Raw genomic sequence first — 12,458 nt, 5'->3', positions numbered from 1 at the left:
TCTGAAATGGAAAAACAGCACTTTTTCTCGGTCAATGATTAGGATAAGTTATAATTTAAAAAATTAATCAACAACTAAAGCTTATGCTTGTAGCTAAGTGAAATCATTGATTAAGAGACCTGTACTTTTCAATGACTTTTTCAGCAAACCCTAATTAGTTGTCGTAACAATTGTCGTCAGAAGCGGGTAACGCGACTCGAACGCGCGACATTCACCTTGGGAAGGTGACGTTCTACCACTGAACTATACCCGCAAAACTATTCCTAATCATAGCATTGACACCCCGACGAGAGCAACTGCTCTAGGCTGTTTTTCATCATCGCGCCGGTTTGTCCAGAAACGCTAAACTGTAAAGCTTCCCGATAGACTCGCCGCCGGATGATCAAGAATATTCACCGTCCCACCAGAAGACTCGACTTCCCCTTTGACAAAAGACCATAACCTCTGCTGTAGGAGGGGTTAAGACAATTTCTGATGCTCCGTTACTGGGTACCAATCAACGCCTTCTGTTGCGGAGAAGTCGGTCGAGTTATCTTAGAAAAACGATAACTTCCCTCTCTAATCGCACATTCTACCATATTCAGGTAAATCGTCTCTAAGTCCCCCAATAAAGTCCGAAAACTATTTCTAGGGATCTTCCCTTGATTCTGTTCTTTTCTCTGTTTAGATTGCACCGATTCACTGCGCCTCGGTTTAATCACATTCAGGGAACTATCATCAATTTATTCATCCTCAAATAGTCAAGGAGCTAGAGATTGTTTTCAATGCCATTTGTCGATAATATCACCGGGTAATTTTGAGAAGTTGGCAAGGTTTCTTTTAAAATGCCTCTGAGCTTGGACAGGAATTTAGGGGGTATTTTCTGACAAAGAATCACTATAATTAAATAAAAATGGTACGCTATTTTTTCCCGATCCATCCATGACTAAAACCCGGGGCATTTGCGCTCCACCTTCGCGCCAAGCTTCGATCGCTTCTTTCTGTAAAACTAATCCTCCTCCCTGTTCTTTTAAAGTTTCTGCTAATAGTCTTTGTGCCTCAGCTTTCCCTTTAGCGCGATTAACTTCTGCTTGGGCCTGTTGTTCCGCTTCTTGGGTGATATAAACGGCTCTTTGGGCGCGTTGTTCTGCGATTTGTTTATCTTCGACAGCCCGGGCAAATTCCGGAGAAAAATTCAAATCTACCACACTGGTATCTAAAACTAGAATACCATACTTTTCTAACCGAGTCGATAGGGCATTATCAAAGTCTTCTTTTAACTCACTGCGTCGAGTAATTGCTTCCTCTACGGTTCTTTTAGCGGCGGCAATTTTAAAGGATTCTTGGGTTTGAGGGGCGATAATTTTAGCGACAATATTTTGCAGCGTGCCTTGGGTTCTTCTAATCGCCACTACCTGCGTCGGATCGAGACGAAAATTAATCGCAAAACTAGCAGATAAATCCTGTAAATCTTTAGTGGAACTTTGGGCGGGAACTTCAAATTTTTGCACCGTAAGATCGTAGATATCGACACTAGAGACAAAGGGAGGTTTAAAGTGCAATCCCTCCAATAAAACCCCGTCCTTAGCCTTTCCTAAAACACTTAAAACCCCCGCTTGTCCGGGAGTGATAATCACATAGGCATTAAAGGCCGCTAAAATTACAATAGCAGCTAATAATCCCCCGATCAGGGAAAGTAAATTAATAGCATCTTTTTGGTTCATAGTTTATACTCCTTGACGAGGGACTAAAGCGAGAATTTTTGTGGCGATCACTTGATTGACAGGCATCACTGACAGACGATTTCCTGTCCTTACTAATAATAATTCATCGGCGGTAAAATTTTGTTTTAAAATTCCTAGGGGCAGCATTTGGGGAAAAAGGCGATCAAACTCAACTTTAACCGTCCACCAGCGTGGGGAATCTGGAGAGGATTTGGGATCATAGTAGGGACTATCGCGATCGAATTGTGTGGGATCGATCATATCGGTTTCCACTACGCGCATCAAGCCGACAATCGCCGGCGGGGTGGTATTAGAATGGTAAAAAAAGGCTAAATCTCCCCGCTTCATCTGACGGAGAAAATTGCGGGCCTGATAATTTCGCACTCCTTCCCAAATAGTTTGACCGTCTTTTTTTAAATCCCCGATACTATAGACATTGGGTTCCGATTTCATTAACCAGTAATTTAAATTCATCATTTATAGTTGTTATTAATTCAAATAAGCTCAAAAATATTTTTAGCCGTTCCTGTCAGCCTTGTTGCCATAGGGTTAAATATAATTCACTTTGGCTGCTTTTGTAGTTCTACTCAAACAATTATTGGGAAGAATGTATCTAAAAATACTTTTGTTAGCGGCAATTTTTAAGGACTATGAGCCTTCAAGTCTAGCTATTCTTGGCAACCGTCAGTTTTTCCCTATAGCTAAAAATAACTTATTCTCCACTATTAAATCGCTCAAATAAGCTGTAAAATAGGATACATTGCCCTAAAAATCTCTAGCCAATAAATAGATTATCGGTGTTCCAAGCCACTCGCCGCCGTTTAGCCTTATGGTACACTGTTGTCACTGCCATACTACTGCTTTTTCTCGCTACGGGAATGTATTTTTATGTGCGGCATACCCTAGTGGATCGCATTGATGATACCCTCAAACACATCATTGAGGTGGTAAATCGTTCCCTCGTGATCGAATCGATTCCCCCGAACCAAGGACGTTATCGCGTCGATCCCCTCGCAAGTTTTCCCAGTCAGGGTAAATCCGTGGAGGACGATCATATAGATTTGGAATGGTTCGATCCCCAAGGTAATCTAGTTTGGTCAACTCTGCCCGAATCCTTAGATATTCCCCTCCATCCCCACCGTCAGGGGGAAACTATTCGCTTATCCGATGATCGTCTGCTGCGACAAATAACCGAAAGGGTGGAAATCGATCATTATGTTTTGGGATATCTGCGGGTAAGTCATCCTTGGTTTGAGGTGACAAAACCAATTAGACAGCTATTATTGGATTTAATCGTCGGAATTTGCCTGATGATTGCCAGTGTCGCCGGGATTGGTTGGTTTTTGTCCGGTTTAGCCATTCAACCGGTAAAAGAGTCCTATCAGAGTTTAAAACAATTTACCGCCGATGCTTCCCATGAATTACGCAATCCGATCGCCACTATCCAAACTAACGTGCAAATGGCGATCGCTTATCCCCAAACTGGCGATCAACGCTTGCAGGTGATCGAGCGTTTAACGGAAAGATTGGGCAATTTAGTCAATGATCTGCTTTTTTTAGCCCGTTCTGATAGTGGCATCGTCCAACCGATCGAGCAAGCTGTACCTTTGGATGCTTTATTGATGGAAGTGGTGGAAGAACAGCGTTTAATCGCCGATAAGCAGGGAATTTGCCTCTCTTTGTCGATTGTGGAACCGAACCAAGAGGATTTTTCCTACAGCGATGAAATGTTTACTATGGAGGGAGATTGGGATCAATTGGCTCGTTTATTCACAAATTTAATTTCTAATGCCCTAAAACACGCTTTTTTGCCCGAATCTGAGCCTAAAAATGTGGCAGTGGAATTGGAAAAAAGTAAACGCGATCGACAATCGGTGTTACTGGTGCGCGTCAAAGATAACGGAATCGGGATTCCCGAGGCTGCTTTGTCCCATATTTTCAATCGCTTTTATCGTCTCGATCCCGCACGGCAAAATTCCGCCACTTCCGGGGGAACAGGATTAGGATTAGCGATCGCTTTAGCGATTACCCTCAGTCATCATGGACAAATTAGCGTCGAAAGTCAGATCGATCGAGGAACAATTTTCACCGTCACCCTACCGAAAAGCCATCAACGGGAGAAAAAAACCGAGAAGTCAGAAGCTTAACACCTCTGACTTTTTTTATACCCCCAAGGGAATTCGAATCCCTGTCGCCTCCGTGAAAGGGAGGTGTCCTAGGCCACTAGACGATGGGGGCTTGGATTTCAGACCTTTTTAAATATAACAATAATCTTTCCTAGAGTCAAGGGTTTTAGCAAAAATTTTTTTTATCCCGCCCTTGCACAATAGGATAGTCTAAATGAAGATGTTATCGCCCAAAATCCATGGCTGCCGATCCCTATAAAAGCCGACTGTTCAACCTGATCAACCGTCGCTTGATCCGTCTGAAAGATAACCTCGGCCGCGTTTCCCGTCGCGGTCAAAATGCGATCGCTCTTGCCCTGCAAATAGCCATCTATCCCGTCTATTTACTGATACAATCGCTGCGGGTGACGGCTAATCAATTGGGGAACAGTCTCCAGAAACAATTATCACCCCCCGGCAAAGAGGGGACGGATGCGATCGAAGAATTTCTACAGAGCTTATCCGACCAAGAAACGGCATTTATTGGCATAGCAGCCGATCTAGAGGATCAAGCTTTAGTTTTCGTCACTAACGATCACCAGACTGTTAAAATCACCGATAATCAAACCCAAAGACAAATAGAAAAACAAATTAGGACGGCACTGGCTAACTACGCCCTCGAAAAACGGAAAATTAAGCGATTAAATCGTCAATATCCGCCTTTATTACCAAATTTTACCGATAAAAATCCTGTCTTGCCTCCGATCCGTTGGTTTTGGAACCTACTACGCTGGGAACAACAGGGACAAATCGCGATCGCCATAAATCTATTCCAAGAATCCCATCTCGTCAAAACCCCGACACCACCCTCCTTACCACTGCCTAATTTAAATTCCCAAGCGATTTTAGAAGTCATTGACGAAAAATTAGCGATTTTCGAGGCTAAATTTCTCGCTATCTCCCCCGCAATCCCCAGCAGTGTTAGCCACACCTCTAACCTACCTTCCGATCTCGTTAACCAGTCCCCGAATCTGGAGAAAAATTCCTCCTATCTCTGGCGACTTTATTGGTTAATTTATGCGGCGATCGAGCATTTCTGGGCAAAAGAGAAGAATAATTTAGAATATAGTGCTGATTCCCCCGCTTTATCGGCAAAATATCCCCTAAGTCTTCCTAATTCTCTGCTGATCACCTTCAAGCAACGTCTCCAGGATTGGCTAGAAAAACAAACCCAAGCGGATCCCTTCACGATCGGCAAACTCATCCAAGCGGCGATCGATCACTTCTTTTCCTCTCGCCAATCCCTGACATTTTCCGCCGTCAGCGAGCAAAATTGGCTAGAATCCGCCGATATATTGGCTATTTCCCCCCAAGACTCCGAAAAACCCCGCCTTAATCCCGCTTATCCCCTTCCCCAGTCCCCAGTCACCACAGCCGAGCCTAATATCACAAAAAAAGCTTTTAGTCAAGAAAAACAAAATAAATCTTTACAAAAAATCCCCCCGGCCGCCGCTGAAATTACTGCCAGAGAATCTCCCCCCGCCACCCAATTAGATCCCCGCTATGCTAAGGAGATAATTCAACCAATTAACGAGGAATGGTTAGAAACCGAATCAACCCCCGTCGGCTACGTTAAACACCCCTTAGAACGGATTTTAGAGGGATTAGATGCGATCATTTTATGGGTAGAGGAATTGGTTATTAAAATTTGGCGTTGGTTGCGGTATGATCGACGCATTTCTAAATTACTCAAACGCAAACGCTAAATCGATCGAGCGATTTTGGGTATAGTTGATCGGGTAGTCTTTCTGTTGTGAGAAACTTGAGACTATCTTTAGGGACTTATACCAATTTTCTAAACTAGCGGCAGAGATGGCTAGTTAAAAAAGGCACTCAACTGACCGATATTATCGTATGGGAATGCACCACCGTTTTATTGCTTTTGATAGTCCCTTCGATTAGTCCCAAACCCTATCAAACACCGAAACCAACTTTAAAGTAACCAGAAAACTAGGCTTAGGAAAACAATAATTAAGGGTGATGCTAAATCCGGTTATTTAAAGAATTATTTATTGCTTCTATTGCCTATTGCCTGTCCTGATATGTAGCCTATACTCAATGGATTTAGTATCAGTTATCTTAAGGGTGAGTTAGGAAGTCTCTGGTTTTAGGGAACGGGCAACGGGGAACATGAGCCAGTCGTCTAGAGATGAGACAAATTAGGTTACACTTCATCTGTAGAAGAAACGCTGTAACCTAATTCCGATGATGGCTGTACTTTCTGACCTATTTTCGGTTCTGTGCCTGCCAACAATCTTTTAATATTACCCTGATGACGAACAATCACATAGATTCCCCCCATCAAACTAAATAAAATATAGGGGAGAGGTTGACCCAAAACAATCATTAAAATATTGACCACCAGCGCCCCAATAATTGAACCTAAAGAAACAATCCGGAAAAGTGCCAGAATAACTAAAAAACTCGCCAAAGTTCCGCAAGCCACTAGGGGATTCATCACTAATAAAACCCCTAAACTGGTGGCGACGGATTTACCACCACTAAAATTCAAGAAAATCGATTTACTATGACCGATGATTGCTCCCAATGCTGCCCCGATAATTAACCAATAATACCAACTTTCTGGGAGAAGATTGACATCAATAAAATATAGCCCTCGTGCCAGGGCTACCGCCGCCATTCCTTTTAACATATCAATTAATAACACCGTCGCCCCGGCAGTTTTTCCCAGAGTTCTCAACACATTGGTGGCCCCGGTGGAACCGGAACCATAGTCACGAATATCGATACCTTTGCTGTATTTACCGATTAAATAACCCGTGGGAATTGAACCGAGCAGATAGGATAAAAGTAAGATAGTAACACTGATAAGAATCGGAATAAGCATAAATTAAACCCAATTTTTAGCAAGAGCGAGCGCCGTCATCAGTGTATCAGCCCGAAGACAAAAAACACTCACAGGGAACCATAGACGGGAATTGCCGCCCCGCGCAAGTCTTTCGCCCCTTCCCCCGCTAGAAAACAGATCACCTCGGCTAGAGATTGGGGACTTACCCAGTCCTTGGCCTTTGCCTCTCCCATCGCTTCCCGGTTGCTCGGAGTATCGATAACACTTGGTAAAACCACGTTAGCGGTAATATTAGTCTGTTTGGTTTCTTCTGCGATCGCTTGGGTTAAAGCCACTACCGCCGCTTTCGAGGCACAATAGGCGGCCAAATTTGCCCCCGGTTGTACGGCACCACGAGAACCGATAGTGACGATACGACCATAATTATGAAGTTTCATCGAGCGCAAACAGTGTTTACACAGTAAAAAAGTGCTATGGAGGTTTAAATCAAACATTTTTAGCCAATCTTCATAGCTAAACTCCTCCGTCGCCCCCATGGTAAAACCCCCGACTAGATGAATTAAAACATCGACCCGACCGAGATCATCAATTAATCTAGCCACGGCAGTTTCTTGGGTTAAATCCACCCTGACAAAGCGAATACGCTCAAATTCCGCCGCACTCAGCCGAGATTTCAGACGAGCTACCTCCCTTTCCTCCCGATAGGTCATGGTTAGATGACCGCCATGGTGTAAAACCGCCGGAGTGACTCCTAAACCCAGTCCCCCCGTACCGCCGGTCAGCAATACCCGTTTATCTTTCATATTGATTGATAGATAGTCGATCGCTCCAATTATAGATGATTTAACGGGACAATTGGGCAATATTACCGCCTTTCTCGCCGGTCTAGGATTCCTTCATCGCTTGTTTTTTCTCCGCCTTCAGGTCGCGACTGCTGGCGGCGGCAATTTCCGCATCCATCAGGGTGCGTCCGGTGGCCGCCAGATAGACATCATCGAGACTAGGACGGGATTGGGCCATGCTAAACACGGGTAATCCCGATTCGGCTAGGGTTTGTTCAATTTTGCTTAAAGGATTGCTATTGGCCGTGACGATGAGATTCAGGGAGTTACCCTGGGCGGTATTAACGATTACTTCCTCGACAAAAGGCAGACGGGATAATAATTCTTTCGCTTGGAAAGCTTCTTCCTCTGGGGAAAATTCTCGCACTTTCAGGGTAATGCGATCGCCGCCCAGTTGCTCCTTCAGTTGTGAGGGGGTACCGCGAGCGATGACGATACCATTGTCGATAATTGCCAAGTTATCGGCCAAAGCGTCGATTTCTTCGAGATAATGGCTGGTGATTAACACACTGGTTCCGGCCGCACGCAATTGTCGCAGAAAATCCCAGACAATCAAACGACTTTCGATATCGAGTCCCACAGTCGGTTCATCCAGCACCAAAACTTCCGGCTGATGCAGTAATCCCGCCGCTAAATCCAGCCGTTTTTTGATGCCGCCGGAATAGGTCCCCGTTTTTTTATCGGCGTATTCCTCTAATCCTAAAAGATTTATTAATTCTTTGATGCGCTCTCTTGACTTTTGAGCGGGAATGTGATACAGAGCCGCTTGTAGTTGCAACAGTTCCCGGCCGGTGAGCATTTTATCGAGGGCGACTTCTTGGGCAACGTAACCTAGGCGTTTACGGGCGGATTTGGGGTTATTTAGGGCATCGACACCCCCCACCTCGATTTTGCCGCCATCGGGTTTAGCAAGGGTGCAAAGACAGCGAATCGTGGTGGTTTTCCCCGCACCATTGGGACCGAGTAAACCGAAGATTTCTGCCGCTGCCACGGTAAAGGAGATATCTTTAACCGCTGCTGTCTGACCGTAGGATTTTTTTAAGTTTTTGATCGCCACCGCAAGGGTCATAAGCTGATTTTCGCCCACTTGAGCGAGACAATTTTTTTGTTAACTTTCTCGGTCTATTTTAACCCAGATTCCCCACTTGAAAATCTGGTATTGTAGATTTGATCTGCTCACTGCGCTCTCTGCGGCGGTAATGACTGGCAGCTCAAAGGTTGAGAAGGTGGCACTCGTTGGCAATCCCCACTGATTGCCGATTGTTGGGCCAGGGTTTCCAGTTTAGTCTCAACGACAAAGCCTAAAAGATAGCGATTCGCTGCGTCTTTAATTGCCGTGACCGATCAAGGTTCCGAAGAAATCAACAAAAGCCGTCGTGAAACTACGGGGTTTTTAAGCTGATTTTTCTCTAGCTTCTCCTTTTTAGCGAAGTTTATTGTCTCTCGAGTGGGAAAATATTCAGCCAGTTTTAAGCCGGTATATCTTAGCCTTTCTTGGGGAGAGTCAGTAATTTTTCCCCTAAATTTTCCAACAGTTGCCTAACCATCAACTCCGATCACCTTAATACTGTTCGGGTCAATTTTATTAACTCGATCAAGTATTAAAAAGTCAACTCAATCAGTTTTGGAGAGAGCAAACTTATCTGAAAAACTGCTCTAGATCGATGTCGGCTTTGTTGAAATGGAAAACAGGAATTATTCCCTAAAAAACTGGCAACTTTTTTGACTATAATAACGACAAGATTATCGGTATAGTTTTAGACTCTTAGACCATCCTATCATCAGCCCTATCTAGATCGCAATATATATTTATGAAATTTAGTGAAATTGCCCAAAAATTAAGCCCTTTAGTCTCTGCTCACAGTTTAACTGCCTATCCCGACAGAAATCCCGAAATTAAAGCCATAACTCCCATCGAAACCGCCCTAGTCGATACGATTAGCTATATCGAAGGGGGAAAATTTGCTGCCTTTGTCGCCAAAACTGAGGCTACTGCCCTAATTCTGCCCCTGGATGCCAATTTACAACAACAGGCCGACGAACGCGGCATCCCTTGGTTAGCTAGTGCCAATCCCCGACTTTTATTCGCCCACGCCATCAAATTATTCTATCAACCCTTTCAGCCCCAACCCTACATTCACGCCACCGCCGTGGTGCATCCATCGGCTAAAATCGGCCATAAAGTTGCCATTGGGGCCCATGCTGTGGTAGAAGCGAATGTCATCCTCGGTGATGGGGTGTGCATTCATCCTAACGCCGTTGTTTACCCCGGGGTACATATTGGCGATCGCACAACTCTCCACGCTAACTGTACCATTCACGAACGGGTACAAATCGGCAATGATTGCGTTATCCACAGTGGCGCTGTTATCGGTGCGGAGGGCTTCGGTTTTGTGCCGGTTCCCGAAGGCTGGTTTAAGATGGAACAATCGGGTATCGTGGTCTTAGAAGATGGCGTAGAAATTGGCTGTAATAGCGCCGTGGATCGTCCGGCAGTGGGAGAAACCCGCATCGGTAGCCAGACTAAGATCGATAATCTCGTCCATATTGCCCATAATTGCCAAATTGGCCAAGCTTGCGCCCTAGCAGGACAGGTAGGCATGGCAGGAGGCGTAAAATTGGGCAATCGGGTTATTTTAGCAGGACAGGTGGGCATTGCCAATCAAGCAGCGATCGGGGACGGTGCGATCGCAACTGCCCAAACTGGCATTCACAACGATATTGGGGCAGGAGAAGTGGTTTCTGGCTCTCCTGCTATGCCTCATAAACTATTCCTCAAGGCAGCAGCCGCTTACAAGCGTTTACCCGAAATCTATCAAGCGGTTAAGCAGTTGAAAAAATAGTCCTATTCGGGAGTCAGGAGACAGGAGATTATTTTTATTTATTCTCCCTTCTCCCCACTTCCCCACTTCCCCACACCCCACACCCTACACCCCCATCCTGACAGGTGTAGGTTTATTACAAAGAGGTGAGCAGTCACACACTCAAGGAGAGAAAATCAAGCGTTGTCAGATAAAGGGCGTTGTCAAATTGAAAGATGATCCGAATCAGCTTGGAACTCAAATTACTTTGATAGCAAGGATTGCATTGCATCTTTCATATTCTGATCTGACAACGCCGAACTTTTTGACCAATTTTAAAAAACTTGCGTTTTTTGGATTATCCCAGCACATAGGAACAGTTACTATGAGTTAGTGCAAATAAATTAACCCCGTGTGCAACTATATTTTTAGTCTTGATTTACAAGGCTTTCAGAAATCAGCAGAGATAAAGTATCCTCTGGAACCCTGATTCTGTCGTTTTTAGCTGCACATCGCGTTACCTAAGAAAGTTGACAAAGATCGTACTTTGTGCTAACCGTCGAAATCTGGAGAGAAAAGTCGATTTTTCGTTCCGATCGACCGGTTTACCGGGGGGAGCGCCGAACTACGCGCATCTCTGGTATCGTGTCAATTCCTTGATCGGAATCGTTACAACCGTAGTTTAGAGAAACTTTTGGAGCGAATATATGCGAAGAGTTAAACGGAGAGTGAGTTTCCAGGTAATAGACGCGGACAGTCATATCGTTTTGCCGAACGATGATAGTTGGTGGCGAGAAACGATGCCGAAAAAGTACGCGGACTGGATGCCCGGTTATGAAAATTCACAACTCCATGCGGAAGGTAGGATCATCGAACAACCTTCCGCGACCTTTCACGGCCAGCCAACCGCCGCCGCGTGGTTCGGGAAAACCCAAGGCGCTACCTATACACCTGGAAGCTGGCAAAAAGATGACCCAGCCGCGATCACCGTGTTGGAAGCGCTCAAAAAAGGGGGACTGAATCCGGCCGATCGATTGACGGCGATGGACTCCGAAGGCATCGATATCACCTATATTTTTCCCTCCAAAGTGCTCGGTTTATTACCGGCGCTCCGAAGTTCCGCTTTCGCGCTGGAAGTGACCCGTTCTTATAACAATTGGATAGCGGATTATTGTGCCGATAGCGAGGGTCGTCTCAATCCGATCGCCATCCTTCCCCAACAGGATTTGATTCTGGCGGTTGAAGAGGCCGAACGAGTTCGGAACAAAGGTTTCTCGGCGGTGATGTTGCGACCGAATACGGTGGGCGGTCTTAATGTAGATCATCCCAATTATGAAAGATTGTGGTCTGTCTGTCAGGAGGCTGGAATCGCCGTCATGTTTCATGAAGGCTACGGCGTGGCCAACATTCCCCGAATCGGCGTGGAACGAATTCACAACACCATGCAGGGACACATGATCAGTCATCCTTTCGAGCAGATGATGGCGGTCCTGTTATTAATAACCGGCGGTGTGATGGAGCGTTTTCCGCGTCTTCGTTTCGGGTTTATGGAAAGTGGGGCTAGTTGGGCGCCCTTTTGGTTTAATCGCATGGACGGTCACGCGGAATTTTTCGCGAAAGATCACGCTCTATTACCGGAAAAACCCAGCACCTATTTCAAGCGGCAATGTTTCCTCGGTGTTGACGCGGACGATCCGCTTCTGCCGACCCTGATCGACGCGGGTTTCGAGGACACGCTCTTATTCGCCAGCGATTTTCCCCATTTCGACGCGCCCTTTCCAGGTGCCGTTGATTTAATGATTGATCGGATCGATATTACCGACAGCGTGAAGAGAAAGATCCTCTACGAAAATGGCGCGCGGCTCTACGGAATTCCCGCGAACGCCCCGCGAATTCCGGTCGCGTACTAGGCATTTCGTTTGTCCGATGGAGGGGCGCGAGGTGGGCCGTGAATCGGTCGAACCGTTGGCGCTCATCCTAGGAATAAAAAATAATCGAGGCTCTTCGTTACCCTTTATGCTAAATCAACAGACAAGATGCCAAGACAACATACTTCTAACCCAAAAATTCCGAAAGTTTCTAAAGCCATAGCCTCTCCGTTTTATTAGTTTAAGTTTATTGTTGATTCCCTCGACCAC

Annotated in this window: 11 protein-coding genes and 2 tRNA genes; 4 read left to right on the top strand and 9 right to left on the bottom strand. The window is 45.4% G+C overall.

The window, feature by feature from the left end; genetic code table 11:
* Positions 1–181: 181 nt before the first annotated feature.
* The 4 genes from IM507_RS02860 to IM507_RS02845 form a co-directional block, all read right to left on the bottom strand.
* Positions 182–253 (bottom strand) — tRNA-Gly (locus IM507_RS02860).
* Positions 254–263: 10 nt separating this feature from the next.
* On the bottom strand, positions 264–386 hold the full coding sequence (locus IM507_RS02855; protein ID WP_002736703.1) for a hypothetical protein: 123 nt from the start codon (positions 384–386) through the stop codon (positions 264–266).
* Positions 387–848: 462 nt separating this feature from the next.
* Entirely contained in the window at positions 849–1,703 is an 855-nt protein-coding gene (locus IM507_RS02850) for a prohibitin family protein (RefSeq protein WP_002736027.1), read from the bottom strand.
* A 3-nt stretch (positions 1,704–1,706) separates the two neighbouring features.
* Complete coding sequence (locus tag IM507_RS02845; protein WP_069475107.1) at positions 1,707–2,180, bottom strand: EVE domain-containing protein; 474 nt, start codon at positions 2,178–2,180, stop codon at positions 1,707–1,709.
* A 320-nt stretch (positions 2,181–2,500) separates the two neighbouring features.
* Here IM507_RS02845 and IM507_RS02840 point away from each other — a divergent pair, with 320 nt between their 5' ends.
* On the top strand, positions 2,501–3,850 hold the full coding sequence (locus IM507_RS02840; protein ID WP_002736017.1) for a sensor histidine kinase: 1,350 nt from the start codon (positions 2,501–2,503) through the stop codon (positions 3,848–3,850).
* A gap of 18 nt (positions 3,851–3,868) precedes the next feature.
* On the opposite strand, the gene IM507_RS02835 is transcribed toward IM507_RS02840, so the two are convergent.
* A tRNA-Glu gene (locus IM507_RS02835) sits at positions 3,869–3,941 on the bottom strand.
* Between the two features lie 127 nt (positions 3,942–4,068).
* On the opposite strand from IM507_RS02835, the gene IM507_RS02830 reads away from it, so the two are divergent.
* Positions 4,069–5,574, top strand: a complete 1,506-nt coding sequence (locus IM507_RS02830) for a hypothetical protein (RefSeq protein WP_287636513.1) — start codon at positions 4,069–4,071, stop codon at positions 5,572–5,574.
* A 458-nt stretch (positions 5,575–6,032) separates the two neighbouring features.
* Here IM507_RS02830 and plsY read toward each other — a convergent pair whose 3' ends face one another.
* The 3 genes from plsY to IM507_RS02815 form a co-directional block, all read right to left on the bottom strand.
* Positions 6,033–6,716, bottom strand: a complete 684-nt coding sequence (gene plsY / locus IM507_RS02825; protein ID WP_002736324.1) for a glycerol-3-phosphate 1-O-acyltransferase PlsY — start codon at positions 6,714–6,716, stop codon at positions 6,033–6,035.
* Between the two features lie 68 nt (positions 6,717–6,784).
* Complete coding sequence (gene fabG / locus IM507_RS02820) at positions 6,785–7,480, bottom strand: 3-oxoacyl-ACP reductase FabG (protein ID WP_002735437.1); 696 nt, start codon at positions 7,478–7,480, stop codon at positions 6,785–6,787.
* Between the two features lie 82 nt (positions 7,481–7,562).
* Positions 7,563–8,588 (bottom strand): daunorubicin resistance protein DrrA family ABC transporter ATP-binding protein, encoded by a 1,026-nt coding sequence (locus IM507_RS02815; RefSeq protein WP_002736431.1) that lies wholly within the window; start codon positions 8,586–8,588, stop codon positions 7,563–7,565.
* A 742-nt stretch (positions 8,589–9,330) separates the two neighbouring features.
* Between IM507_RS02815 and lpxD the strand changes: the two genes are divergently transcribed.
* Both lpxD and IM507_RS02805 read left to right on the top strand, forming a co-directional pair.
* Entirely contained in the window at positions 9,331–10,362 is a 1,032-nt protein-coding gene (gene lpxD / locus IM507_RS02810) for a UDP-3-O-(3-hydroxymyristoyl)glucosamine N-acyltransferase (RefSeq protein WP_123231206.1), read from the top strand.
* 758 nt (positions 10,363–11,120) lie between these two features.
* Positions 11,121–12,230, top strand: coding sequence for an amidohydrolase family protein (locus tag IM507_RS02805; protein WP_202950802.1), 1,110 nt, complete (start codon positions 11,121–11,123; stop codon positions 12,228–12,230).
* Positions 12,231–12,344: 114 nt separating this feature from the next.
* Here IM507_RS02805 and IM507_RS02800 read toward each other — a convergent pair.
* Positions 12,345–12,458 (bottom strand): transposase (locus tag IM507_RS02800; protein WP_130758671.1); only part of this gene is annotated, 114 nt, incomplete at its 5' end.

The sequence above is a fragment of the Microcystis sp. M20BS1 genome (assembly GCF_020245305.1).
GTDB classification, from domain to species: domain Bacteria; phylum Cyanobacteriota; class Cyanobacteriia; order Cyanobacteriales; family Microcystaceae; genus Microcystis; species Microcystis ichthyoblabe_A.
This window is presented reverse-complemented; position numbering and strand designations above follow the sequence as displayed.